The organism is Variovorax sp. OV700 (assembly GCF_900099805.1).
GTDB lineage: Bacteria > Pseudomonadota > Gammaproteobacteria > Burkholderiales > Burkholderiaceae_C > Variovorax.
The window spans coordinates 142,965-168,773 of sequence record NZ_FNDR01000005.1 but is presented as its reverse complement, the minus strand read 5'-3'; the positions used below and the strand labels follow the sequence as shown (position 1 = coordinate 168,773).

The 25,809-nt window shown below is 66.7% G+C and carries 23 protein-coding genes; 7 read left to right on the top strand and 16 right to left on the bottom strand.

The features are described from left to right. Positions 1–25: 25 nt before the first annotated feature. The 4 genes from BLR24_RS13640 to BLR24_RS13625 form a co-directional block, all read right to left on the bottom strand. Complete coding sequence (locus BLR24_RS13640; protein ID WP_093017650.1) at positions 26–3,031, bottom strand: type VI secretion system Vgr family protein; 3,006 nt, start codon at positions 3,029–3,031, stop codon at positions 26–28. Between the two features lie 353 nt (positions 3,032–3,384). Then, positions 3,385–4,566, bottom strand: coding sequence for an MFS transporter (locus BLR24_RS13635; RefSeq protein WP_254787281.1), 1,182 nt, complete (start codon positions 4,564–4,566; stop codon positions 3,385–3,387). A 17-nt stretch (positions 4,567–4,583) separates the two neighbouring features. Continuing rightward, positions 4,584–5,708 carry a chorismate synthase gene (gene aroC, locus BLR24_RS13630; RefSeq protein ID WP_093017647.1) on the bottom strand — a complete coding sequence of 375 codons (1,125 nt, stop codon included), beginning with the start codon at positions 5,706–5,708 and terminating at the stop codon, positions 4,584–4,586. Between the two features lie 32 nt (positions 5,709–5,740). Beyond that, positions 5,741–5,926, bottom strand: coding sequence for a hypothetical protein (locus BLR24_RS13625; RefSeq protein WP_093017646.1), 186 nt, complete (start codon positions 5,924–5,926; stop codon positions 5,741–5,743). 215 nt (positions 5,927–6,141) lie between these two features. On the opposite strand from BLR24_RS13625, the gene BLR24_RS13620 reads away from it, so the two are divergent. Together BLR24_RS13620 and BLR24_RS13615 are read left to right on the top strand one after the other, a co-directional pair. Continuing rightward, positions 6,142–6,564, top strand: a complete 423-nt coding sequence (locus BLR24_RS13620; RefSeq protein WP_093017645.1) for a cupin domain-containing protein — start codon at positions 6,142–6,144, stop codon at positions 6,562–6,564. 92 nt (positions 6,565–6,656) lie between these two features. Next, the gene (locus BLR24_RS13615) at positions 6,657–7,586 is read left to right on the top strand and encodes a DUF2167 domain-containing protein (RefSeq protein WP_093017644.1); all 930 of its coding nucleotides are present in this window, start codon (positions 6,657–6,659) and stop codon (positions 7,584–7,586) included. A 13-nt stretch (positions 7,587–7,599) separates the two neighbouring features. Here BLR24_RS13615 and BLR24_RS13610 read toward each other — a convergent pair whose 3' ends face one another. From BLR24_RS13610 to BLR24_RS13580, 7 genes are all read right to left on the bottom strand, one after another. Next, a complete protein-coding gene (locus BLR24_RS13610) occupies positions 7,600–8,742 on the bottom strand; it encodes an acyltransferase family protein (protein ID WP_254787277.1) in 1,143 nt (380 codons plus the stop codon). A 14-nt stretch (positions 8,743–8,756) separates the two neighbouring features. Further along, positions 8,757–9,719, bottom strand: coding sequence for an NAD(P)H-dependent flavin oxidoreductase (locus BLR24_RS13605; RefSeq protein ID WP_093017643.1), 963 nt, complete (start codon positions 9,717–9,719; stop codon positions 8,757–8,759). Between the two features lie 82 nt (positions 9,720–9,801). After that, entirely contained in the window at positions 9,802–11,592 is a 1,791-nt protein-coding gene (locus BLR24_RS13600; protein ID WP_093017642.1) for an acyl-CoA dehydrogenase, read from the bottom strand. Positions 11,593–11,666: 74 nt separating this feature from the next. Next, positions 11,667–12,599, bottom strand: coding sequence for an electron transfer flavoprotein subunit alpha/FixB family protein (locus BLR24_RS13595; protein WP_093017641.1), 933 nt, complete (start codon positions 12,597–12,599; stop codon positions 11,667–11,669). A gap of 13 nt (positions 12,600–12,612) precedes the next feature. Next, on the bottom strand, positions 12,613–13,362 hold the full coding sequence (locus BLR24_RS13590) for an electron transfer flavoprotein subunit beta/FixA family protein (RefSeq protein WP_093017640.1): 750 nt from the start codon (positions 13,360–13,362) through the stop codon (positions 12,613–12,615). A 138-nt stretch (positions 13,363–13,500) separates the two neighbouring features. After that, complete coding sequence (locus tag BLR24_RS13585) at positions 13,501–14,781, bottom strand: mechanosensitive ion channel family protein (protein ID WP_093017639.1); 1,281 nt, start codon at positions 14,779–14,781, stop codon at positions 13,501–13,503. Between the two features lie 50 nt (positions 14,782–14,831). After that, positions 14,832–15,785, bottom strand: coding sequence for a histone deacetylase family protein (locus BLR24_RS13580; RefSeq protein WP_093017638.1), 954 nt, complete (start codon positions 15,783–15,785; stop codon positions 14,832–14,834). Between the two features lie 86 nt (positions 15,786–15,871). Between BLR24_RS13580 and BLR24_RS13575 the strand changes: the two genes are divergently transcribed. The 5 genes from BLR24_RS13575 to BLR24_RS13555 are packed head-to-tail and all read left to right on the top strand — an operon-like array spanning position 15,872 to position 21,629. Beyond that, a complete protein-coding gene (locus BLR24_RS13575) occupies positions 15,872–16,792 on the top strand; it encodes an AAA family ATPase (protein ID WP_093017637.1) in 921 nt (306 codons plus the stop codon). A gap of 37 nt (positions 16,793–16,829) precedes the next feature. Then, complete coding sequence (locus BLR24_RS13570) at positions 16,830–17,801, top strand: DUF58 domain-containing protein (protein WP_093017635.1); 972 nt, start codon at positions 16,830–16,832, stop codon at positions 17,799–17,801. A 31-nt stretch (positions 17,802–17,832) separates the two neighbouring features. Then, on the top strand, positions 17,833–19,851 hold the full coding sequence (locus BLR24_RS13565) for a transglutaminase TgpA family protein (protein WP_093017633.1): 2,019 nt from the start codon (positions 17,833–17,835) through the stop codon (positions 19,849–19,851). 52 nt (positions 19,852–19,903) lie between these two features. Next, complete coding sequence (gene mltB, locus BLR24_RS13560) at positions 19,904–20,995, top strand: lytic murein transglycosylase B (protein WP_093017631.1); 1,092 nt, start codon at positions 19,904–19,906, stop codon at positions 20,993–20,995. Positions 20,996–20,999: 4 nt separating this feature from the next. Continuing rightward, complete coding sequence (locus BLR24_RS13555) at positions 21,000–21,629, top strand: HD domain-containing protein (protein WP_093017629.1); 630 nt, start codon at positions 21,000–21,002, stop codon at positions 21,627–21,629. 31 nt (positions 21,630–21,660) lie between these two features. On the opposite strand, the gene BLR24_RS13550 is transcribed toward BLR24_RS13555, so the two are convergent. From BLR24_RS13550 to BLR24_RS13530, 5 genes are read right to left on the bottom strand one after another with little or no spacing between them, the layout of a single operon-like run. Beyond that, positions 21,661–22,149: a hypothetical protein gene (locus tag BLR24_RS13550; protein ID WP_093017627.1), complete on the bottom strand. Its 489-nt coding sequence runs from the start codon at positions 22,147–22,149 to the stop codon at positions 21,661–21,663. Continuing rightward, entirely contained in the window at positions 22,146–23,225 is a 1,080-nt protein-coding gene (locus tag BLR24_RS13545) for a beta-ketoacyl synthase N-terminal-like domain-containing protein (protein ID WP_093017625.1), read from the bottom strand. Before BLR24_RS13545 ends, BLR24_RS13550 begins: the two co-directional genes overlap by 4 nt. Further along, positions 23,222–23,497, bottom strand: a complete 276-nt coding sequence (locus tag BLR24_RS13540) for an acyl carrier protein (protein ID WP_254787275.1) — start codon at positions 23,495–23,497, stop codon at positions 23,222–23,224. The genes BLR24_RS13545 and BLR24_RS13540 overlap by 4 nt, the downstream gene beginning before the upstream one ends. Next, the gene (locus BLR24_RS13535; RefSeq protein WP_093017623.1) at positions 23,494–24,651 is read right to left on the bottom strand and encodes an ABC transporter permease; all 1,158 of its coding nucleotides are present in this window, start codon (positions 24,649–24,651) and stop codon (positions 23,494–23,496) included. Before BLR24_RS13535 ends, BLR24_RS13540 begins: the two co-directional genes overlap by 4 nt. 5 nt (positions 24,652–24,656) lie before the next feature. Beyond that, positions 24,657–25,565 carry an ABC transporter ATP-binding protein gene (locus BLR24_RS13530; protein ID WP_093017621.1) on the bottom strand — a complete coding sequence of 303 codons (909 nt, stop codon included), beginning with the start codon at positions 25,563–25,565 and terminating at the stop codon, positions 24,657–24,659. Between the last annotated feature and the right edge of the window lie 244 nt (positions 25,566–25,809).

Here is a 25,809-nt window from a genome sequence, read left to right as displayed (position 1 = left end):
TCGAGGAGCACGCAGCTGCGCCGCGTCAGCCCATGAAGCCGGGCGTGCGCCCCGCGAGTGCGGGCTGGGTGACAGCGGTGGCCATGCCTGTCTTGATGCCCGCCGGCACGCCGCCGCTCGCGACGCTACCCGCCATGCCGGCGATCGGCACGCCCATCGGCCCTAGCCGCGCCCCCGCCGCCTGCATCGCCATGCCCGTGGCGGCCTGACTCGCCTGGCCGAGCAGCGCCTTGGCGCCGCCCTGCTGAATGGCTTGCGCGGCACCCACGGCTTGCTGCGCCATGCCCGCTGCCTGCGTGACCTGACCCAGCATGCCCGCGGTCTTGCTGTTCGTGCCTGCAACGCTGGCCAGCGCGCCCGCTGCGCCGCCGGCCGAACCCGCCATGCCGGCAAAGCCGCCCGCGCCGGCCAGAAAGCCCGAGGTCCCCGCCGCATCGGCAGCGCCGGCGGTCGGCTCCTTCGCCTTCCAGTCCTTGGGCGTGCCGAAGTAGCTGCCCTCTTCCCACGGATCGCGCGGGTCCTTGCCGAAAGTGACCTTCGCGGTACCGATCGGCAGGCCCGACACGGTCGCGAAACCGTTGCGGTCGAAGGTGCCGGCGTGCGAGCCGCCTTCCGAATCGACCACGGTGAAGTCGCCCTGCGCAACGCCCTGGCGCTTTTCGCCTGTGGGCTTGATGTACTGGTGGTACAGGTCGAGCTGGCCCTTGGGCAATTGCGGCGGGTTGGGCAGCGAAGGCTTGCCCTCGCTGGCCGGGCCCACGAGGCTGTGCACCGCGGCGTGCTCGCGCCAGGTGCCCGAAGTGCCGTGCTCGATGCCGCCCGAGCTCCAGCGGCTGTAGCTGGAGCCGCCGTTGATCACCACCTCTTCCTTCGCATGGATGGTGATCTTGTTGGCGGTTTGCGTGATGTTGAGCTTGGCCAGCACGTTGACGCTGTTCTTCAGCGCCTTGATGTCGATGTCGGCGCTGGCCGCCACCAGACGCATGCCGGCCTTGGAGGCGAACATGCGGATGGCGCTCTGCACGCTCACAAGAAAGCTCTTGCCCGCGCTCACGCTGGTGTGGCCGCCGCTGGTGAGCGCGTTGTGCTCGTTGCTCACCATATGGGTGGAGCCCTGTGCCACCGTTTGCAGACCCTTGGCGCTGGCCAGCGTGAGGTGCGGCTCTTCGAACTCGGGAAAGTCACCCTGCTCGCGATTGCCGCCCTGGCCCTTGATGGCGTCGTTCTGCTCCTTCAGGCCCTTGGCGACTTCGTCCTGGTCGCCGGTGTCGTGCGCCTCCGCGGCCTGGGCCGCTTCGCTCAGGCCCTCATGCAGGTCGCGCGCCTGCGTGAGCCGGCCGACGGTCTCGCCCATGTCAGTGGTGTGCGCCTGCGCGTTGGGACGCGGCTCGGTGGTGACCAGCAGCCCCTTGGCCGCGCGCGCCACGCCATGCCCGTCGGTGCGCAGCTCGAAGCCCTGCCCGCGCGGCTCCTTGCGCCCCGCGGTATCTTCGATGCGGCCGATGTGGCCCACGCTCAGCTGGCTGGCCTGGTGGTCGCTGCGCAGCTGCGCCTGGATCTTTCCGTGGGTGTCATCCAGCACCAGGTGATTGCCGCGCCCGCCGCCGAGTTCGCGGCTGCGAATGCCCGACAAGTGCTTTTGCTCCGGCAACTGCCACGCCGCCATCGTGTCGGCGTTGTAGACGCAGCCGGTGACGATCGGATAGTCCGGGTCGCCGTTCAGGAAGTCGACGATCACCTCCATGCCGATGCGCGGCACCGACACCGCGCCGAAGGTGGCACCCGCCCAGGCGGTGGACACGCGCACCCAGCAGCTGGAGTTCTCGTCGTCCTTGCCGAGGCGGTCCCAGTGGAACTGCACCTTGATGCGGCCGTATTGATCGGTCCAGATTTCTTCGCCGGCCGGCCCGACCACCATGGCGGTTTGCGGACCGCGGGTGCGCGGCTTGGGCGTGGTGCGCTGGGGGCGCCAGGCCAGGCTGGTGGGCTGCACGTCGAAGGCAAAGCGCTGCACCGATCCCTCGGTGGCATCCGCCCCCTCGCTCGCCTGCAGGTTCTCCTGCAGGTGGTAGCTCACGCTCAGCAACAGGTACTGCTGGTTCTGGTCGGCGCGGGGATGGCCGGTCAGGCGCAGCGTGTGGCCGGTGGCAAGCTCGCGCAGGTTGGAGCGGCCGCTGGCGCGGCTGCGCTGGGTCAGCTGCTCTTCGTTGCGAAGGCGCGCATAGGTTTCGCCATCGGCGTGCTGCACGAAGCCGCCGGGCCACTCGTAGTTCTCGTAGCCATCGTGGTCATGACCGGGCGGCATTTGCCGCAGATGCGAGAGATCGGCCTTGGGCTTCTCGAAGTCGTAGTCGTTGTTGTAGTGATGGCCCGCGCGCACCTCTTCCGCGGTTTCCCAGGCATAGATGCGTTCGCGCTGGCCCATGCCGGATTTTTCGAGCGGGTGGTAACGCACCGACTCGCCGCCGGGCAGCGGAACGTGCGAGCTTGCGATGTCGTCCGCAAACACCAGAACGTGCTGCGACGCCTCGTGCCTGAAGTAGTAGTAGATGCCTTCGAGCTCGCACAGGCGCGAGATGAAATTGAAGTCGCTCTCGTGGTACTGCACGCAGTAGTCCCAGCGGCGGTAGTCGCCCCGGTTGAGCTTCTTCTCGATCGGATAGCCGTAGCTGCCGAGCACGTCCGTCAATATCTCGGGAACGGTCTTGCCCTGAAAGATGCGGAAGTCGCTGCGCCGCGTGGCAAGCCACAGCCAGGGCCGCAGCTGCAGGCGGTAGAAGGAATGGCGCGCGTCTTCCTGCTGCAGGCCGAACCGGGTCGCGATGCCGCCAAGGTGGCGCACGCCGCCGCTTTCGGTTTCCACCGCCACCGTGGACGCCTTGCCGAGCAAGGTTTTCGGGTCGACGGCGTTGCTGCTGCCCAGCAACTCGATATCGAAGGCGTAGAGCTGGCTCAGCGCCTCGCGGCCCACCAACTGGCGAAATTGCAACGCCTCGCCAAGGGGCGTCTGGATCGTGACGCGGCGGCTCATCGCAGATCCGCAGCCAACCAATAAGACAAATTGGCTAATGCCAATTGGCTCAATAAGAATATTGTTTTCAAATTGAGCTTCATGCTCAACTCCCCTTGCATTATTTGACTATTATTTTAAATGTTGATTTAACGTAAGAGCCAATGCAAAGGTTAATCTTTCAGGGGAGATGTGGAAGATTTCCGCTGCTTGCCCCAGTGACCGAGGCCATTGGCGTGCACTGCGCCCTGCCGCTGCAATTTGGCAAAGAATTCTTGTAAGAAGAAATAGCACATGAAGCGCGAGAATTCGAAGTGTCGAATTCTTTTTTAAATCGGGCTCAGTGTTGCGGGCGGTTTGCCGCGCTCCGCTCTTCAGGCAGTGCCTGGCGCAATTAGCCCCGGCCGCTCCAGCCTCATCACCCGCCACGCACACAGGCTGCCCACTGCCGCCAGCAATGCGGCCAGCGCGAACATGGTCCGGTAGCCGAACTCCTGCGCAACGGCGCCTCCGAGCAGCACGCCCAGCACGCCGCCGAACCCATAGCCGATCACGGTGAAGAGCGCCTGCCCCCGCCCGCGCAGCCGGCCTGGAAAGCGGCGCGACACCACGGCGATGCAGGTGGTGTGGTGCGCCGCGAAGCTCAGCGCATGCAGCCCTTGCGCGACGACCAGCGCCGCAATCCAGCCGCCCAGCCCGGCGGTCAGGCCCAGCCGCGCCACGGCGGCAATGCCGCACACCAGCATCCAGCGCGGCATCGGCAAGAGACCGATGAGCCGGCCCTGCAGAAAGAACCAGACGATCTCGGCCACCACCGAGAGCGCCCAGAGCAGGCCGATGACGCTTTTGCCGTAGCCGAGCGAATCGAGGTACAGCGAGAAAAAGGCATAGACCGAAAAATGCGACATCACCTGGAAGAACAGTGATGCAAAGAACCACCGCACCGCCGGAATGCGCAGCACCGGGCCGATGGGCTCCTTGACCGTGTCGTGCGACGCCACCGGCTCGCGAATGTCGGGCAGCTTCATGGTCGCTACCAGCACGACGGCGAGCGTGCCCGCGGCCCAGGCCGGAAAGTGCTTCATGCCAAAGCGCTCGAACCACTCGCCCGCAAAGAACACCGTCACCAGGAAGCCGGCCGAGCCACACAGCCGGATGCGTCCGTAGCGCCCCCAGTCGCCGGCCACCAACTGCGCCATGGCGGCCTCGGTGAGCGACATCATCGAACTGGTGTGGGTGAACATCACCAGCAGCACCAGCGCCAGCCACCAGGCGCCGCCATGCCACCAGAGCCCGAAGGAGCTGGCCAGCGCCACCGCCGCGCTGAAGCGCAGCAGCTTCACGCGCTGGCCGGTGTGATCGCTGAGCGCCCCCCAGGCATAGGGCGCGAACACCCGCGTGATCGACTGCACCGAGGCCAGCAGGCTGATCGTGAAGATCGGCAGCCCCAGGTCCTTGAGCCACAGCGGCAGGTAGGGGTTGAAGAATCCGATGTGCGCGAAATAGCTGGCCGACAGACCAGCGAACGCCAGCAGGTGGCCGCGTCCGGCGGCCACTGGTGGCGGGGGAGACACTAGAGGAAGGACGCCTGCGGGGACGCGGCTTCGGTCGTTTCGTCTTGCGCTTTTTGCTGTTGCTGCGCGTCGCCGCACTGCGCGCGGTTGCGCAGCACGTGTTCCATGACCACCAGCGCCAGCATGGCTTCGGCGATGGGCGTCGCGCGAATGCCGACGCACGGGTCGTGGCGGCCCTTGGTGACCACTTCGACCGGGTTGTTGTGAATGTCGATCGACTGCCGCGGGCTGATGATCGAGCTGGTGGGCTTGATCGCGATGCTCACTTCCAGGTCTTGCCCCGAGCTAATGCCGCCGAGGATGCCGCCCGCGTTGTTGGTGACGAAGCCTGTGGGAGTGATCGAGTCGCCGTGCGTGGTGCCGCGTTGGGTGATGCTGTCGAAGCCGGCGCCGATCTCGACCGCTTTCACGGCGTTGATGCCCATCATCGCGTAGGCGATCTCGGCGTCGAGCTTGTCGAACAGCGGCTCGCCGAGGCCAATGGGCACATTGGTGGCCGTCACGCGAATGCGCGCGCCGCAAGAATCGCCGGCCTTGCGCAGGCGGTCCATGTACGCCTCGAGTTCGCTCACGTCGGCAATGGGCGCAAAGAAGGGGTTGTTGGGCACATGGTCCCAGCTCTCGAACGGAATGGCGATTTCGCCGATCTGCGTCATGCAGCCGCGAAACACCATGCCGTATTTCTCGGCCAGCCATTTCTTGGCGACTGCGCCGGCCGCCACCATGGGCGCCGTGAGCCGTGCCGAAGAACGCCCGCCGCCGCGCGGATCGCGAATGCCGTATTTCTTCCAGTAGGTGAAGTCGGCATGGCCGGGGCGAAACTGCTGGGCGATCTGGCCGTAGTCCTTGCTGCGCTGGTCGGTGTTCTGGATCAGCAGCGCAATCGGGGTGCCGGTGGTCTTGCCTTCATAGACGCCGGAAAGAATCTGCACCGCATCGGGCTCGTTGCGCTGGGTGACGTGGCGGCTGGTGCCGGGGCGCCGGCGGTCGAGGTCGCCCTGAATGTCGGCTTCGCTCAGGTCCATGCCCGGCGGGCAGCCGTCGATCACGCAGCCAATGGCCGGGCCGTGCGACTCGCCAAAATTGGTGACCGCGAAGAGAGTTCCGAATGTGTTGCCGCTCATGGCGGGGATTATCCCCACAAAGCGGCGGCCACTCAGTCAGTCGTGTTTTCCATGCGCTTGGTGAGCGTGCCCAGCTGCAGCTCGATGGAGAAGAGCCGCTCGTTCAACACGGCGGTCTGCAGCCGTATGGCTTCGACGATGGCCTTGGTCTGCGGATCGGTGGTGTTGTCGGCCAGTTCCGCCAGGTCGTGCAGCTTCTTGCGAAGTTCGTTGCTCATGGGAGGCTCCGTTCGTCGTCGCGTCGTGGAGCCTGCAGTATGGGTGTTCGCCAACGCCGAGGCAATGCGGGCAGGCAGGTCAGGCGCGCCTCAGCACCAGTCACAGCCATTGCCGTCAGGCTCGTGCGGTTGAGTTTCGCAGCCGGCTCGGTTTGGGAACGCTTTATGCGTGCTGCAGCGCAGCACCACCCTCAAAACCTGCGAAGGAGCGCCCCATGCTGGACCGAACCGCCACCCAGTTCTCCCACGTCAAACCCGGCGACACCGAGTACGTCTCGGGCGGCCTGCGCGATTTCTTTCTCTACCGCGACCTGGGCATTGCAGAAGCCACCAACGGCAAGGTCATCGCGCACCTCGTCAAGGCCAACATGGCACCGGAAACGGGCACCGGCTGGCACCGCCACGAGGCCGACTTCCAGATCGTGATGATGCTCAAGGGCTGGGCCCGCTTCATGTACGAAGACAAGGAAACGCTGGTCGAGGCCGGCGACGTGGTGCACCAGCGGCCGGGCATCCGGCATTTTCTGTTCGACTACTCGCCGGACATGGAATACCTGGAGATCGTCTCGCCGGCCGATTTCAAGAGCATCGACGTCGAGCCGGCGTGCGAGATTCCGCCGCCGACGCCCTGGCCCTGAACGCGGCACTTCACACGCCGTCCTGGCGCTGCTCCGGCGCCGATAAACTCCTCGCGTCTCATAAAAACCGACAACAACCGAGGAGAGAGAACTTGCGTATTCATACCCCTGTGGCCCGCCTGACGGCCGGCCTGCTGTTCGCGTGCGCCCTGACGGCCGCCAACATCGGCAACGCCGCACCGCCCCCCACGGCCGCGGCTCCCGCCACCTCCACGGCCAACGCCCTGGAAGCCGAGCAGGAGGCGGCCTTCAAGGCTGCCAATGCCGTGCAGAAGGCCGGCCCCGCCGACATCGCCCTGCGCGACCAGGCTCACCTGCAGCTGCCAGCCGGCTACGTGTGGGTGCCGACGCCGGCGGCCGCGCAACTCATGCGCAGCATGGGCAACCGGACCGACGACACCTTCATCGGCGTGATCTTCCCCGGCGACGACGCCGACTGGATGGCGGCCGTCAAGTTCGTCAAAGAGGGCTACATCAAGGACGACGACGCGAAGGACTGGAACGCCGACGACCTGCTCAAGAGTCTGAAGGAAGGCACCGAGGCCGCGAACGAAGAGCGCGCCAAGCGCGGCATTCCCGGCATCGAGGTCACGGGCTGGGCGCAGAAGCCGCAGTACGAAGCCTCGACGCACCGCCTGGTGTGGTCGGCGCTCTCGAAGAACAAGGGCAGCACCGGCGAGAACCAGGGCGTCAACTACAACACCTACGCGCTGGGCCGGGACGGTTATCTGAGCCTGAACCTCATCACCAATGCGAAGGACCTCGAGAAGTTCAAGCCCGACGCGGCCAAGCTGCTCGGCGCGATGCAGTACGACGACGGCAAGAAGTACGCAGACTTCAACTCGTCCACCGACAAGGTCGCAGCCTATGGCCTGGCCGCGCTGGTGGCCGGTGTTGCCGTGAAGAAGCTGGGCTTCTTCGCGCTCGCCCTGGCCTTCCTGGCCAAGTTCGCGAAGATCGCGGTCGTGGCGGGCGGCGCAGCGCTCTGGGGCATCGCCAAGCTCTTCAAGAAGAAGACCTGAGGCGCCGCCCGGCTCAGGACGAGACGAGCAATCCGCTGACCAGCAGCGCCGCGAACAGGGCGGTCACCGCGCGCCACGACGCGGGCCGCACTTCGACCCAGCGGTACAGCGCCAGCGCAGCCGCCACCGAAAGACCGAAGGTGGCGGCCATGCCCAGCGCATCGATCCAGGCCGCATGGGGCCCCATCTGGCCGACCGCGGCATTGGTGGCCAGAAGGACCGGAAAGTGGATCAGGAACAGCGAGTACGAGATGCGGCCCAGCCGCTGCAGCGGCATGGCCGCGTCCGGCCAGCGTGCCATCGACAGCCAGTCCTGCCGCTGCGCGATGGCAATGAGCAGCGCGCTCACGAGCGCTGTGGCAATGCGGCTGCGCCAGTCGATGGCCAGTGCGCCCGCGCCGACCAGCGCCAGCAGCACGATGGCGCCCTGCCAGGTGCTGGCACGGGTTGCGCGCCCGATCCAGAAGACCAGCATGCCGAGCCCGTAGGCGCCGAAGAAATAGAGCGCCGTGGCGTCGAAATCGGTGTTGCGGTTGAAAAACGCCAGCGAGGCCAGCACCACCCCCACCACCAGCGCCACGGGAATCCAGCGTTCGCGCGAGTCCGGCGCGGCCGGCGCCCGCCGCCACAAGGCCGGCAACCCCATGAGCGTCAGCGCCAGCACGAAGAGCTGGAAGTCGATGGCCACGTACCAGACCCCGGTGGACAGCGCCTCGTAACCGAGCAGGTCCTGCAGCAGCAATCCGTGCGCGAGCAACTGGCCGATGCTGGGCGATGCCGGCACGTCGTCGCCACTCATCCATGGGCGGACGATGGCGGCCACCAGCACGCACACGGTGAGCGCGGCCAGGTACGGCATGACCAGGCGCCCGTAGCGCTGAAGAATGCGCGCCAGGGGACGATCGACGCGCAGCACGCCGTCGGGCGCGAGGCTGGCCGCCGCCAGAAAGCCCGCGATCACCAGGAAGACCTGGACGGCAAGACGACCGTCATCGGCCAGCCAGCCCAGGAAATCCGGTGCCAGGGGAAAGGCGCCCACCGGCATCGCGCCATAGCGCGACAGGTGGTGCCCGACGATGACCGCGCAGGCGATACCCTTCGCAATGTCGAGCAGCGGCATTCGCCCGCGCTGCACAGGCTGTGCAGCAGGCGCCATGTTGCCCGCGCCGCTCAAAGTGCGAGCCGCTGCCTTGCCTCGAAGTATTCGCGCTTGAGCTTTTCGATGAATGCAGCCGCGCTGGCCACTTCGGTCACGGCGCCGATGCCCTGGCCCGAACCCCAGATGTCTTTCCAGGCCTTGGCCTTGCTGCCATCGCCGCCGCCGAAGTTCATGGTCTTGACGTCGCCTTCGGGCAGGTTGGCCGGGTCCATGCCGGCCTTGACGATGCTGGGCGCGAGGTAGTTGCCGTGCACGCCGGTGAAGAGGCTGGAATAGACGATGTCGTCGGAGGTGCCGTCGACGATGGCCTGCTTGTAGTCTTCGCTGGCGCGTGCTTCCTCGGTGGCGATGAAGGCGGTGCCGATGTAGGCGAAGTCGGCGCCCATGGCCTGCGCCGCCAGCACCGCGCCGCCGGTGGCAATGGAGCCCGACAGCGCGATGGGGCCGTCGAACCACTGGCGGATTTCCTGCACCAGCGCAAACGGGCTCTTCGTGCCCGCATGGCCGCCGGCACCGGCCGCCACTGCGATGATGCCGTCGGCGCCCTTCTCGATCGCCTTCTGCGCGAACTTGTTGTTGATGATGTCGTGCAGCGTGACACCGCCATAGCTGTGCACCGCGTCGTTCACGTCGGTGCGCGCGCCCAGCGAGGTGATGACGATCGGCACCTTGTACTTCACGACCATCTCCATGTCGTGATCGAGGCGGTCATTGCTCTTGTGGACGATCTGGTTGATGGCGAACGGCGCGGCGGGCTTGTCCGGGTTGGCCTTGTTGTAGGCCGCGAGCTCCTCGGTGATTTCGGCCAGCCAGTCTTCCAGCTGCGCCGCGGGGCGCGCGTTGAGTGCCGGCATCGAACCGACCACCCCCGCCTTGCATTGGGCAATCACGAGCTTGGGGTTGCTGATGATGAACAGCGGCGAGCCGATGATCGGCAGCGGCAGGTTGGCGAGCACGGGGGGCAGCTTGGACATGTCGTCTCCGGAATAGGGTTTCGGTTTTATATAAGAGGAAGGCCGTATCGCCCGTCAGGTGGGCGACACGGCGGGCCGCAGTTCAGAACGCGTCGAGCGCCAGTGCCGTGACGCTCTCGGCGCCTTCGACGATGCTGTCGCGGATGCCCGGCACCTTGTTGAGGATGTGCTCGGCATAGAAGCGCGCCGTGGCCACCTTGGCCTGCATGAAAGCGGTATCGACGCTGCGGGATGCCAAGTCTTCTGCAATGAGCAGCGAGCGCGCCAGCTGCCAGCCGGCCACGAGATTGCCCGCCAGCATCAGGTAAGGCACGCTGCCCGCGAACACCGCATTGGGCGATGCCTTGGTCTGGCCCGCGACGAAATCGACCACGTCGACGAACGCCAGGCGCGCGGCCTTCAGACGCTTCAGCACGGCCGCGGCTGCGGCGCTGTCACTCTTGGCGAGCTCGGCCTCGGTCTTCTGGATCTGCGCGGCAATGGCCTTGGCCGTCTGGCCGCCGTCGCGCGCGGTCTTGCGGCCCACGAGGTCGTTGGCCTGGATGGCGGTGGTGCCTTCGTAGATCGTGAGGATCTTGGCGTCGCGGTAGTACTGCGCCGCGCCGGTCTCCTCGATGAAGCCCATGCCGCCGTGCACCTGCACGCCGAGCGAAGTCACTTCCAGGCTCATCTCGGTGCTGTAGCCCTTGACCAGCGGCACCATGAATTCGTAGAACGCCTGGTTCTGCTTGCGTGCATCCGCATCGGGATGGTGGTGCGCGGCGTCGTAGGCGGCGGCGGCCACGGCCGCCATGGCGCGGCAGCCCTCGGTGTAGGCGCGCATCGTCATCAGCATGCGCTTGACGTCGGGGTGGTGAATGATGGGCGCACTCGCATTGATCGAGCCATCGACCGGGCGGCTCTGCACGCGGTCTTTCGCATAGGCCACGGCGTGCTGGTAGGCGCGCTCGGCAATCGCGATGCCCTGCATGCCCACCGCGTAGCGGGCCGAGTTCATCATGATGAACATGTACTCCAGGCCGCGGTTTTCCTGGCCGACGATGTAGCCGACGGCGCCACCGTTGTCGCCGTACTGCAGCACGGCGGTTGGCGAGGCCTTGATGCCCATCTTGTGCTCGATGCTCACGCAATGCACGTCGTTGCGTTTGCCGAGAGACCCGTCCTTGCCGACGATGAACTTCGGCACCACGAACAGGCTGATGCCCTTCACGCCTTCGGGCGCACCGGTGACACGGGCCAGCACCAGGTGCACGATGTTCTCGGCCATGTCGTGCTCACCATAGGTGATGAAGATCTTGGTGCCGAACACCTTGTAGGTGCCATCGGGCTGCGGCTCGGCGCGGCTGCGCACCATGGCCAGGTCACTGCCGGCCTGCGGCTCGGTGAGGTTCATGGTGCCGGTCCACTGGCCGCTCACGAGCTTTTCGAGGTACACCGCCTTGAGCTCGTCGGAGCCGGCCGTGAGCAGCGCCTCGATGGCGCCGTCGCTCAGGAGCGGGCACAGCGCGAAGCTCATGTTGGCCGAGTTGAGCATTTCGCCGCAGGCCGCGCCGATGGTCTTGGGCAGGCCCTGGCCGCCGAAGTCCGCCGGATGCTGCAGGCCCTGCCAGCCGCCCGACACGTATTGCGCAAAGGCTTCCTTGAAACCCGCGGTGGTTGCGACCTCGCCGTCCTTGAAGGACGACGGGTTGCGGTCGCCCGCCACGTTCAGCGGCGCGACCACGTCCTGATTGAAGCGCGCGCATTCTTCGAGCACGGCCTGCGCGGTTTCGAGGCCGGCGTCTTCGAAGCCGGGCAGCTTGGCGATCTCGCCGATGTTGGCCAGGTGCTCGATGTCGAACAGCATGTCCTTGAGGGGGGCGGTGTAGCTCATCTCATGTCTCCAGATACAGCGGATACGAAAAGGGCATCGCGAACGATGCCCTCTGGCTCAGTGCAGCGATGCGATCAGAGCGCCTTGACGAGTTCCGGCACGGCCGTGAACAGGTCGGCCACAAGCCCGTAGTCGGCCACCGAGAAGATCGGCGCCTCTTCGTCCTTGTTGATCGCCACGATCACCTTGGAGTCCTTCATGCCGGCCAGATGCTGGATGGCCCCCGAGATGCCGCAGGCGATGTACAGCTGCGGCGCGACGATCTTGCCGGTCTGGCCCACTTGCCAGTCGTTGGGCGCGTAGCCTGCATCCACCGCGGCGCGGCTGGCGCCCAAGCCGGCGTTCAGCTTGTCGGCCAGCGGCGTCATCACTTCGGTGAACTTCTCGGCGCTGCCCAGCGCCCGGCCACCCGAGACGATGATCTTGGCGGCGGTGAGTTCGGGGCGATCGCTCTTGGTGACCTCGCGGCCCACGAAGCTCGACTTGCCGCTGTCGGCCACGCCTTCGGCGGTTTCAACGGTCGCGCTGCCGCCGGTGGAGGCTGCAGCGTCGAAGCCGGTGGTACGCACGGTGATCACCTTGGTGGCGTCGGTGCTCTGCACGGTGGCGATGGCGTTGCCGGCGTAGATCGGGCGCTCGAAGGTGTCGGGGCTCACAACCAAAGTGATGTCGGAGATCTGCGCCACGTCCAGCTTGGCGGCCACGCGCGGGGCGACGTTCTTGCCGTTGGCGGTCGAGGGGAACAGGATGTGGCTGTAGTTGCCGGCAATGGCCAGCACCTGGGCGGCGACGTTCTCGGCCAGGTTCTCGGCCAGGCTCGGGCTGTCGGCCACGATGACCTTGGCCACGCCCACGATCTGGGCGGCGGCCTTGCCGGCCTCGGCGGCATTGGCACCGGCCACGAGCACGTGCACGTCGCCGCCGCAGGCCAGGGCGGCGGTCACGGTGTTGAGGGTCGCGGGCTTGACGGTCGCGTGGTCGTGTTCGGCAATAACTAGTGCGGTCATGTCGTTGTCTTCCTCAGATCACTTTGGCTTCGTTCTTGAGCTTGTCCACCAGGGTGGCGACGTCGGGCACCTTGATGCCGGCGCCGCGCTTGGGCGGCTCGCTGACCTTGAGGGTCTTCAGGCGGGGCTTGACGTCCACGCCCAGGTCTTCGGGCTTGAAGACGTCGAGCGTCTTCTTCTTGGCCTTCATGATGTTGGGCAGGGTGACGTAGCGCGGCTCGTTCAGGCGCAGGTCGGTGGTGATGACGGCCGGCAGGCTGAGCTGGATGGTTTCCAGGCCGCCGTCGACTTCGCGGGTCACGGTGGCCTTGCCGCCCTCCACTTCGACCTTGGAGGCGAAGGTGGCTTGCGGCAGGTCGGCCAGCGCGGCGAGCATCTGGCCGGTCTGGTTGGCGTCGTCGTCGATGGCCTGCTTGCCCAGGATGACGAGTTGGGGCTGTTCCTTGTCGACCAGCGCCTTGAGCAGCTTGGCCACGGCCAGGGGTTGCAGCTCTTCGGTGGTCTCCACCAGGATGCCGCGGTCGGCACCGATGGCCATGGCGGTGCGCAGGGTTTCCTGGCACTTGGCATCGCCGCAGGAGACGGCGATGACCTCGGTGACCACGCCCTTTTCTTTCAGGCGAACGGCTTCTTCCACGGCGATCTCGTCGAACGGGTTCATGCTCATCTTGACGTTGGCAATGTCCACCCCGGTGCCGTCGCTCTTCACGCGCACCTTGACGTTGTAATCGACGACCCGTTTGACAGGCACTAGAACCTTCATTGACTTGACTCCATTGGGATTGCAGAAAGGGGGCTTCGAGGGCAACCGGTCATTTTAGGGTCCGGTCTCTACCGGCTCCGCATTCGTATCGGCTTGTACCGCGGTGCAACAAAAAAGAACGGTCGTGCTTTTTCGCGATTATACGGCAGCATCGCGCGGACCGGAAACGCCCGGCGGCAGAGATTCCACGCGCAGCACGCGCTGGGGGTATGGAATGTCCACGCCCGCGCTGCGCAGGCCTTCGAGAATGGCGATATTGATGGCCGAGCGCACGTTGTCCTTGCCCTTGTCGGGATCTGCGACCCAGAAGTTCAGAACGAACTCGAGTCCGTCGGGTGCAAAGCTGGCGAGAAACGTCACCGGCTCTGGGTCGGTCATGACTCGCGGCTGCGATTTCGCCGCCCCGCACAGGATGGACTGAACCTCCGCCACGTCGCTGTCGTAACCCACCACGACGCTGGTCGTGATGTTGAACTTGCGGTCCGCCATCGAGAGGTTCTCGACCCGGCTGGTGATGAGCGATTCGTTCGGCACGATGGCTTCGCGGCCGTTGCCCGCGCGGATGAGCGTGTAGCGCGTCTTGATGTCGGTGATGCGTCCCTCGAAGGTGTCGACCTTGACGTTGTCACCAATGCGGATGGAGCGTTCGAGCAGGATGACGAAGCCGCTCACGTAGTTGGCCGCCAGCTTCTGCAAGCCGAAACCCAGGCCCACGCCAAGCGCGCCGCCCAGCACCGAGAGCGCCGTGAGGTCGACCCCCACCGCCGACAACGCAAACAGCAGCCCGACCAGCAGCAAGATGGCGCGCACCGCATTCGAGGCGACCTTGCGCATCGAAAGATCGGTCACGGCCTCGAACAGGATGCGCTTCTCGATGGTGGCGGCAATCCACAGTGCGATCACCAGCACCAGCCCGGCCGACAGCGCGCCCTGGACGATGGTTTGCAAGCTGACGCGCGTCTTGCCGAACGACAAGGTGATGTTGTCGAGTTCGGCCAGCACCGGCGGCAGCAGCCCGACGATCCAGAGAATGGCGGCAATCCAGGCCAGCCACGAGATCGTGCGCTCCAGCAGCCGCACCAGGTTCGAGGTGGGAAACACTGCCCGCATCACGCGCGCGAACAGACGGATGACCAAGAGCGACAGGAAAACCGACACCGCGATGCGCAGTACCAGCACCGGCTGAAAGCCGTTCACCGCGCGGCGGGCGAGCTCGGTGAAAACCAGTGCCAGCAGCGGAAACAGCACGCCGTCGAAGGTGCGCTCGCCGAACCAGATCGAATCCTTGGGCTGGTCGCGCCCGAACCAGCGGCTTGCCACCCACGCCAGGGCCACGCAGGCCACCAGCGCCGCCAATTCGATGCCCAGGCCGCGCGCGTCGACCTGGCCCAGGCGTTGTGTGAAATCGTTGAAATTCATCTCTTGGAAAAACATGGCGCCGTCATGACGCCGTATTTGCGCCTGCGGTGCTACAGGTCGGCAAGGACGCGGATATGGGCTTCCACGCTGCGGGCCAGCGCATCGAGGTTGTAGCCACCCTCGAGCATCGACACGATACGGCCACGCGCATGGCGCCTGGCAACGTCCCGGATGCGGCTGGTGATCCAGGCAAAGTCGTTCTCGGTGAGGCCGAGTTGGCCCAGGTCGTCCTCTCGATGGGCGTCGAAACCGGCGCTCACGAAGATCATCTCCGGCGCAAACTCTTCGAGCCGGGGCATCCAGACGGCCTCGATCAGCTCGCGCACGTCCATGCCCCGGGTGTAGGCCGGGATTGGCAGGTTCAGCATGTTCGACGCCGGGTACTGGGTGCCACTGTACGGATAGAACGGATGCTGGAAAAAGCCGACCATCAGCGCGCGTGGATCGTCCGAAAGGATGTTTTCGGTGCCGTTGCCGTGGTGTACGTCGAAATCGACGATGGCCACGCGCTCCAGGCCATGCACTTCGAGCGCATGCCGCGCCGCAATGGCCACGTTGTTCAGAAAGCAGAAGCCCATGGCCTGCTCGCGGCAGGCATGGTGCCCGGGCGGGCGCACCGAGCAGAACGCGTTCTCTATCTCACCGGCCATGACCGCATCGGTGGCGGCAATGGCAGCGCCGGCGGCACGGCGCGCGGCCAGCAGCGTGAAGCGCGTCAGGATGGTGTCGGGGTCGAGCTGCGCATGGGTAGGGCCGCCGGCCGGTTCGTCGGCGACCAGGCGCTGGTGAAGCTCTTCGAGGTGTTCGAGGTGCGCCTCGCTGTGCGCCCGCGTGATCTGCGACAGTGTGGCCAGCGGCACGTCCCGGTGTTCGAGGGCATCGCCCACCCCGGTGAGCAGCAGCCTGTCTTCGATGGCATCGAGCCGCTCGGGACATTCGGGGTGGCCCCGTCCCATGTCGTGCTTCCAGCAGTCGCGATGTGTGAAGTACCCGGTCTTGCCCATGTCTTTGCCGTGTCTCTGTCGTATCTAGACCTCACACAGCATGGGGCCGGTCGGTCTTACGGTATCGTTTGCATATGGATACAAATATGGACGTCGCTGCGAAGCTTGCCACTTTGCTAAGTCAGCTTAACACGGTGATCGTAGGCAAGGAGCCTCAGGTGCGCGACTGCGTGGCATGCCTGCTGGCGGGCGGGCACCTCCTGATCGAGGATGTGCCGGGAGTCGGCAAGACCACCCTCGCCCATGCGCTTTCGCACACCTTCGGCTTGCAGTTCTCACGCGTGCAGTTCACGGCCGACCTGATGCCCGGCGACCTGTCGGGCGTGGCCATCTACGACCGCGGCCAGCAGGCCTTCGTGTTCCACCCCGGCCCGATCTTCGCCCAGGTGCTGCTGGCGGACGAGATCAACCGCGCCAGCCCCAAGACGCAAAGCGCGCTGCTCGAGGCGATGGAGGAGAAGCAGGTCACCATCGAGGGCGAAACGCGGCCGCTGCCCACGCCCTTCTTCGTGATTGCCACGCAGAACCCGCAGGACCAGCTCGGCACCTTTGCCCTGCCGGAGTCGCAGCTCGACCGGTTCCTCATGCGCATTTCGCTCGGCTATCCCGACCGCGCCGCGGAGCGCGAGCTGCTCGCGGGCGCCGACCGCCGCGAAATGCTGGCCACCCTGCCCGCCATGCTGACCGCAGGCGAACTGACGGCGCTGCAGCAGCGCGTGCAGCAGGTGCATGCCGCCGAGCCGCTGCTGAACTACGTGCAGGACCTGATCGCCGCCACGCGTTCCGGTCGGTGGTTTCTGCAGGGCCTCTCGCCGCGCGCCGGCATTGCCGTCCTGCGCGCAGCCAAGGCGCAGGCGCTGCTGGCCAACCGCAACTATGTCGCGCCCGACGACGTGCAGTCGATATTGCCGCAGACCATCGCGCACCGCCTCACTCCGGTGGGCGACGCGGGCCGGGGCGCTGTGGAGCAGGTGCGCGCGATGATCGCGGACGTGCCGCTGCCTTGACGATGAACCGGCCCGTGAACCAGCCGCTTTGCCACCGATGATCGCGTCGCTACGCTCGCGCATCGACGGCTGGTTTTTGTCGCGCCGGCCGCCTTCGGACACGCTGGAACTCACGCAGCGCAACGTCTACATCGTGCCCACGCGCGCCGGCTGGCTGCTGGGCGCCACGCTGCTGGTGCTCTTGATCGCGTCGATCAACTACCAGCTCAACCTCGGCTACCTGCTGACCTTCCTGCTTGCGGGCAGCGTGGCCGTGGGCATGCATGTGTGCCACGCCACGCTGCGCGGCCTGGCCATGCACCTGACGCCGCCCGAGCCGCATTACGCGGGCGCCGCCGCCGTTTTTCGCGTGGTGCTGCACAACACGCGTCGCAGCGTGCGCTACGGCATCGGCATGGCGGTGCGCGGCAGCGGCCAGTGGGCCTGGACCGACGTACCGGCCCAAGGCAGCGCCACGGTCGAGATCGCGTTCCAGCCGGAGAGGCGCGGCCTCCATCCGGTGCCTGCGCTCACCGCTGAAACCCGATTTCCGCTCGGAACGTTCCGCGTCTGGACCGTGTGGCGCCCCGCTGCGCAGATGCTGGTCTATCCGACGCCCGAGGTGCATCCGCCACCGCTGCCGCCCGGCGAACCCCTGTCAGGACCGGCGGCCACGTCGGCCGCCCTGCGCGCCCAGGCCGCGGGGGAATACGACGGCTTGCGGGCCTACCGGCGCGGCGATCCGCTCAAGCTCGTGGTCTGGAAAAAGGCGGCTCGTGCGCAAGCCACCGGGTCGGAAGACCTGGTGAGCCGTGACACGCAACAAACGCAACGCGAAGAGCTGTGGCTCGATGCGCAGGCAGCCAACGTCGCCGATACCGAAGCACGCCTTTCAAGGCTCTGCGCCTGGGTGCTGATGGCCGACCGGCTGGGCGTGGACTACGGCGTTCGCGTGGCCGGTCGGGTGCTGCAGCCGTCGCAGGGCGAGGCGCACCGCAGAGCCTGCCTGGAAGCGTTGGCCCTATGTTGAACGCCCGCCCTTTCCACCAGGAGCTGCGCGCATGAACAAGTTCATGCGCGAAATCTCGGCGCTGCCAAGGGACGCCAGGGACACCCTGTTCCTGCTGATCGTCATCGCGCTCATCGTGCTTCCGCAGGCCGAGAACCTGCCGTGGTGGTGCAGCGCCATCACAGCGATGGTCCTGGTGTATCGCGGCACCCTGGCCATCGAAGCCCGTCCGCTGCCGGGCAAGTGGGCGCGCGTGGGCCTGCTGGTGTTGACATTGGCCGCCACCTTCGCCACGCACCGCACGCTGCTGGGCCGCGACGCGGGCGTCACGCTGGTCGTGATCCTGCTGGCCCTCAAGACGCTGGAGCTGCGCGCGCGCAGGGACGCCTTCGTCCTGTTCTTCCTGGGCTTCTTCGCGATGCTCACGAACTTCTTCTATTCGCAGTCGCTGATGACCGCGGTCACCATGCTGCTCGCGCTGATGGGCCTGCTCACCGCACTCGTCAATGCGCACATGCCGGTAGGCAAGCCGCCGCTGATGCTGGCCGCGCGCACCGCCAGCTGGATGGCTTTGCTGGGTGCGCCGATCATGCTGGCGTTGTTCCTGCTGTTCCCGCGCTTTGCGCCGCTGTGGGGCACGCCCGCCGATGCCATGGCGGGCCGCACGGGCCTGTCGAACACCATGCGCGTGGGCACCATTGCCCAGCTGGCGCTGGACGATGGCATTGCAGCACGCATCAAGTTCGAGAACGATCGCGTGCCGCCGCAGAGCCAGCTTTATTTCCGCGGCCCGGTGCTCGCGCAGTTCGACGGGCGCGAGTGGACGGCGCTGCCGAGTTGGTCGCGCGGCGCACCGGCTTCGGGCAACCTGCGCACCAGCGGCCAGTCGGTGCGCTACGAGATCACGCTCGAGCCCAGCCACCGGCCCTGGCTGCTCACGCTCGATGCGGCGCAAAGCCCGCCCGAAGTACCCGGCTTCGAAGTGCTGGGCACGCCGGACCTGCAATGGCTCGCGAACCGCCCCATCTCCGACCTGGTGCGCTACCGCGCCGAAAGCCATACGCAGTTCGCGAGCGGCCCGACACGGCAGACGGCCGCGCTGCGTCCGTACCTGGCTCTGCCGCCCGGCACGAATCCGCGCACCGCCGCGCTGGCCGCCGAAATGCGCGCCCAGCCCGCCCTCGCCAACGCCGACACGCAGGCCTTCGTTCATGCGGCGCTGCAGCGGCTGCGCACCGGCGGCTACACCTACACGCTGGAGCCGGGTTTCTACGGCGATAACACCGCTGACGAGTTCTGGTTCGACCGCAAGGAAGGCTTCTGCGAGCACATCGCCTCGGCCTTCGTGGTGCTGATGCGCGGGCTGGGCATTCCGGCACGCATCGTGACCGGCTACCAGGGCGGCGAACTCAACGGCGTCGACAACTTCTGGGTGCTGCGCCAGAGCGATGCGCACGCCTGGGCCGAAGTCTGGCAGGAAGGCGTGGGCTGGATGCGCGTCGATCCCACCGGCGCGGTGTCGCCAGGACGCGTCGGCCAGCAGCAGCGGCTCGTGCCCCAGCCGGGCCTGTTCGCAGGCGCCATCGGCGCGATGAGCCCGACGCTGGCGCAAAACGTACGCGCCGCGTGGGAAGCCGTGAACAACGGCTGGAACCAGTGGGTACTCAACTACACCCAGAGCCGCCAGCTCAACCTGCTGAAGCGTATCGGCTTCGAAGCGCCAAGCCTCGAAGACCTGGCCTATGTGCTGCTCTATCTGCTGGTGGGCGCGAGCCTGGCCGGCGCGGGATGGGCCTTGTGGGAACGCAGCCAGCATGACCCATGGCTGCGCCTGCTGGCCCAGGCGCGCGCGCGCCTCGCCAAGGCAGGCCTCAAGGTGTCCGAGACGGCGCCGCCGCGCCAGATGGCCGCGCAGGCCGAAGCACGCTTCGGGCCCGCAGCCCAGGCGGTGCGCGACTGGCTGCTGAAGCTCGAAGCCCAGCGCTACGCCGAGGTCTCGCCCAATTCACTGGCGGCCCTGCGCAGCGAGTTCCGCCGGCTGAACTGGCCCGCGCCGAACCCCAAGCGCTGAAACCGCATGTGTTCCGCGAAGCCGGACGCGGGCGGACGGCACAATCGCGCCCATGCGATTTTTTCTACCTGCGCCGCCGCGCGCCGCTGCCGTCGTCCTGCTCGCCGCTTGCTGCGCGTGGTCCCTGGGTGCGCAAGCCCAGAAACCCGCCAACGGCCGCTCGGTAAAAACCGTGGCCGGCAGCGCGCCCTACGCCACGCGCGACGACGCCATGCGCTTTGCCGACGACGTGGCCGAACGACGCGGCCTCGACCGCGAATGGGTGCGCGCGACGATCGGCAGCGCCCGCTTCCTGCCGAACGTGCCGCGCCTGATGCTGCCCGGCCCTGTCGGCACTGTAAAGAACTGGCAGGCCTACCGCAGCCGCTTCATCGACGCGACGCGCATCGCCGCCGGCGTGCGCTTCTGGCGAGCCAATGCCGAGACGCTCGCACGGGCTGAAGAGGTGTACGGCGTGCCGCCGGAAATCATCGTGGGCATTGTGGGTGTCGAGACCATCTACGGCCGCAACATGGGCAACTTCCGGGTGATCGATGCGCTGGCCACGCTGGCGTTCGACTTTCCGCAGGCCCACCCGCGCGCGGCCGAGCGCGAGACTTTCTTTCGCGGCGAGCTGGAGAGTTTTCTCAGCACCGAAAGCCGCACCTCCGACGATCCCCTGCGGCCCGTGGGCAGCTACGCAGGCGCGATGGGCATGCCCCAGTTCATGCCGAGCAGCATCGCCAAGTACGCGGTCGATTTCGACGGTGACAGCCGCATCGACCTGGTCGACAACCCCGCCGACGTGATTGGCTCGGTCGCCAATTACTTCAAGGCCTTTGGCTGGACACCCGGCATGCCCTCCATCTATCCCGTGCATTTCGAAGAAGCCCGACTCAAGAAGGCGGTGCTTCTGGCTCCCGACATCCTGCCGAGCTTCAGCGCCGACAGCTTCGTGGCAGCTGGCGCGGTGCCTGAAGGCGAGGGTCTCCGGCACAAAGGCTTGCTCGCGCTCATCGAACTGCAGAACGGCGCCGACGCGCCGCCGACTTATGTGGCGGGCACGCGCAACTTCTACGTGATCACGCGCTACAACTGGAGCAGCTACTACGCGATGTCGGTGCTCGACCTGGGCCAGGAGGTCAAAGCCGCCATGGAGCAATAGACCAATGACACCCGAGGCGCTGCTGGCCAACTGGAACGCCGCGTGGGGCGCGCTGGGTGTGGCGCCCGCCGACGAGGCCCTTTGCATCGAGCTCCAGCGCAGCTACAGCGAGCCGCAGCGCCACTATCACACCTTGCAGCACCTGGGCGAATGCCTGAGGTGGTTCGAGCGCGAGCAAGCGCTGGCCGAGCGCCCGGGCGAGGTGGCGCTCGCGCTCTGGTTTCACGACGCCATCTACGACGTGCATGCGCACGAAGACAACGAGGCACGCAGTGCCGAATGGGCGCGCAGCGCGATGCTCGCCGCCGGCGCGCAGGCCGAGGCGGCCGACCGTGTGCACGCCCTGGTGATGGCCACGCGGCACGATGCCGTCCCTGAAGGCCGCGATGCCAAATTGCTGATCGACATCGACCTGTCGATTCTCGGTGCGGAGCGGGAGCGCTTCGACGAATATGAACGGCAGGTGCACGCCGAATACGCCTTTGTGTCCGCCGAGGTGCGCTTGCCGCGCCGCCGCGCCATCCTGCAGCGCTTCCTGACGCGGGAGGCGATCTACGCTACGCCCCGCATGCATGCGCTGCTCGAGGTACGCGCTCGCGCCAACCTGGCGCGATCAATCGCAGCAACAGCCTGATCCTGCACAGCGCGGGCGAGGCAACGGTGCTTCAGGCCGGCACCAGACGCCACCATTCGGAGCGCGGCTTTTCGCCATTGCGCTCCTCTTCCACCACGCCCAGCAGCAGGCCGTCGCTCCGCGCGCCGGTTCGCGAAAGCCGCAGCAGCTGCTGCGGGTCGCGGCACAAGGCAAAGCTCGCGTCGCCCTGCCATTCGAGACAGCGGCCGACCTCCGCCAGCATCAGTGCAGGCTGGCCCTGCATGAAGGTGAACGGCATGAGCGCGCCCGCGTCGAGCTGCGCCAGGCCCGCATGCGTCACACCCCAGGCACCGCGCATGCTCGACACGCGCAGGCGGGCGCCCGTGGGCAGCGCATCCTCGCCCGCCGCATCGAGGCAGCAGCGCGCGCCGTACATCGCGAGTTCGGTCCAGAGGCCGACGCGCCGCGGCCGACGGCCGAGCCGGTGCGCCAGCCGGTCGCGCCAATCCGCGGGCAGCGGATCGGCGCTGAAGTGCGCGACGGTGCGCCACTCGCTCATGCGGTGCAGTCCTCCAGCACCAGCGAGGCGTGCCCACCACCGAACCCGACCACGTTGAACAGGATGTTGCGCAGCTTGGCGGGCGCCTGCAAACTCAATGCGATGCCGAGTTCGCCGTCGATCGCATAGCCGGTCGACGGCCATGCCCCGGCTTCGATGCAGGCAACGAGCAATGCAAGTTCGGCAGCACCCGATGCGCCCAACGTATGGCCAAGCAGCGACTTGAGCGACACCAGCGGCGGCAGCGTGTCGAAGACCTGCTTCAACGCCTGCACCTCGATCGCATCGTTGACCGGGCTGCCCGCGGCCTGCACCTTGATCAGGTCGATATCTTGCGGACTCAGCCCGCTCTGCGACAGGGCCCCGCGGCACATGGCAACCACTGCGCTGGCTTCGGTGCCCGAGGGATTGCGCCCGTCGACCACGTCGGATCCGCCCCCAATGCGCCAGCGCGCCGCGCGCGAGCCGAGGCGCAATGCAGCCACGGCTTCGCCGAGCACCAGTCCGTTGCGGCCAGCGCCAAAAGGCCGCGCGGCATCGGGCGACAGCAGTTGCATGGCGCCGAAGCCGGCCACGGTGAAGCGATTGCCGAGTTCGGCCCCGATGACCAGCGCCTCATCGGCCTCCCCGCATCGAATGAAGTCGCAGGCCGCCAGCACCGCATTGAGCGCCGAGGTGCAGGCTGTCGAGATGGTGAAAACCGGCCCCTGCCAGTCGAGCGCGCGGGCCACGAGGCCGGCAAAGTCCTGCAGGTCGCCGCCCAGGCGGAGGTCTTGCGCCTCGTGCTCCATGTCGCCGATGTCCAGCGAGGACGATGCAACGAACAGCGGGCCGGAGCGTCCGCCTGCGCCCTCGCCTGCTTGTGCAGCCACGCTGCGCACGGTGTGCTCCAGCCGTTCGGTCCAGCTGCCGTCTTGCGGCGGCAGCATGAACACGGGCCATTGCACGCCTTGCGAGATTGCAACCGGCGTGGGACTTACACCGCCGCGCGCAACGGACGCCATGGACGACGCAAGATCATTGCCCAGCGCACAGGCCAGGCCCGTGCCGGCGAGATACACGCCCTCAACGCTCATGCCCTGCCCGCTTGCACCAGGTGGTCGGCCAGGTGGGCAATGGACGTGAGCGCGCGCCGCGTCTCTTTGCTGTCGGGCATGCGCAGGCCAAAGCGCTGCTGGATCGTCATCGACACCTGCAGGGCGTCGAGCGAGTCGAGGTCGAGCCGGGCCTCGGGCCCGAACAACGGTTCGTCATCGCCAAGGCCACCCGGTGGTGCGTCTTTTTCGACGGCCTCGAGCACCATGGCCTTCAGGCTGGCAATGAATTCAGCGGATACGGAGTCGGTCACGATGCGGGCCTGCGAAACAGAATGACGGCAAGCAGGAACATGGCTGCCGCGAACACCACGAGCCGGCCGACCTGCGGCAAAGTGTCGGCCACGCCGCCGCCGCGCAACAGCACGGTGAGCAGCGCTTCCAGCCCCCAGTTCATCGGGGAGATTTCGACCAGCCGTTGCATGAAGCCCGGCATGACGAACTTCGGCACCATGATGCCGCCGGCGGCCGCCATCAGCACGTTGACCATCGGCCCGATGGTTGCGGCCTGCGCATGGCTGCGCACCAGGCATGCCAGGGCCAGCGACAGGCTGACCGCGGCCAGGCTCACCGCCGCCAGCGCCAGCACCAGCGCGTCCCAATGGATGCCTGCGAGCGAAAGCGCATCGCCGCCGATCAGCGGCATGAGCCAGATGCCGGCCGCCAGCATCAGCACGGCCTGCAGTGCGTTGACCCCAAGATAAGGCAGCGCTTTCGACATCAGCAGCATGAAGCGCGACACGCCCAGGCTGCGCAGACGGCCCAGCGCGCCCGAGCTGCGCTCCTGCACGAACAGGCTGGAGAGCGAGGCCACCACGAAGAACATGCCGAACACCAGCCACGCCGGCACGTTCTGCTGCACCGAAGTGGGCCGCGGCCCGGCAGTGGAATAGCGCTCGGCATTTACCAGCGCCTGGATCGAAGCGCCCGGCGGTGGGCCGGACGTGCCGGGCACCGCCAGCGCGAGGCGCGCCTTCAGTTCGCCGGATGCGCCGACCAGTTCGGCGCGCAGGGCGTTGAACAGGTTGGCGTCGATGCCCGGCTCCGTCAGCAGACGGATGTGGGCCTTGGTCGAGAGCGCGGCCGACTCCAGTTCTGCCGAAAGACCGGGTTCCAGCACGATGACGTACTTGAGCGCGCCGCTGCGCAGCTGCGCCCGCCAGTCGGCATCGAGCGCTTTGGGTGCGCCATGGCTGCGCTGCCAGATCTGCTGCAGCCATTGCGCGGGCGTCCCGGTGTCGCGCACGTCCACCGCGTAACCAAGCTCGGCCAGCGGCGGCCGGTAGATGTCTTTGAGCGTGAGCGACATCAACACAATGAAGGCCATCGGCATGAAAAACAGTGCCGCGAGCCCGTGCATGTCGCGCGCGAGTGCGAGCAGTTCTTTCTTGATGAGCGCAAGCAGCATGGCGTTCAGTCGCGCAAGGAGCGATGGGTGAGCGCCATGAAAAGCTGCTCGAGGTCGTGGCGGCCGAACTCGGCGTGGCGCACCTCGATGCCTTCGGCTTCCAGGGCCTGCAGCACGGGGCCGGGGCCAGTGCCTTCGTTGAGGTGAACGCGCCAATGCACGCCACCCGGCTCCACGGCGCCGAAGCGCGAGAGCTTCTGTTCGTCCAGCCCGTCGGCCGCCAGCGTGAGCAGCATCGCGCTCTTCGACAACAATTCTTCGAGCGAACCTTCGCGCAGCACGCGGCCATGGTCGAGGATGGCGACTCGGTCGGCGATGGCTTCGATCTCTTCCATGTAATGCGAGGCGTAGATCACGGCGGCGCCCTGTTGCGCGAGGCTCTTGATGGCGTCCAGAATGAAGGCGCGCGATTGCGGATCGACGCCCACCGTCGGCTCGTCGAACAGCATCAGCTCGGGTTCGGGCAAAAGGGCGATGGCGAGGTTGAGCCGGCGTTTCAGCCCGCCCGAGAGGCGCTCGGCACGCACGTTCGCAAACTGCTCGAGCTGCGAAAAGCGAGTGCAGGCTTCGATACGCGCCTTCTTGTGCGCACCGGTGAGGCCGCCTGCCGCGGCGAAGCACGCAAGGTTTTCGGCGACCGTGAGCATCGGATAGAAGGCTTGGTCCTGCGGCGCGACTGCAATGCGTGTGGGCGCTTTCGCGCGCACGTGCTGGAGCGGTTGGCCGTCGATGAGGATTTCGCCCGACTGCACGGCCAGCGCGCCCGAGAGGTGCGAGATCAATGTGGTCTTGCCCGCGCCGTTGGGGCCGAGCAAACCCATCACGCAGCCTCTGGGTACCGCGAGCGAAACCTCTTCGAGCGCCGGCCGCTCGGCATGCGAATAGTGGTAGCTGAGGTTCTTCAGTTCGAGCATCGGCGTATCGCTCGTTCGGGGCGCTGTTGTTCGGGGCGCGCTCCCGCCGACGGGGTACCTTTCTCCGCGAATGTCCCCCGGCCTGCGGCCTCCTCCTTTATTTCGCTGCCCAAGGCACCCCATCGACGGGATCGTTGTTCAGAGCGGTCGTTGATCAGCCAGCACCACAGCAGCGCCCAGTGGGCGCAGGGCGCCGGGTGCTCCCCGCAGCGAAATAAAGGAGGAGGCGAAGCCGGGGGACATT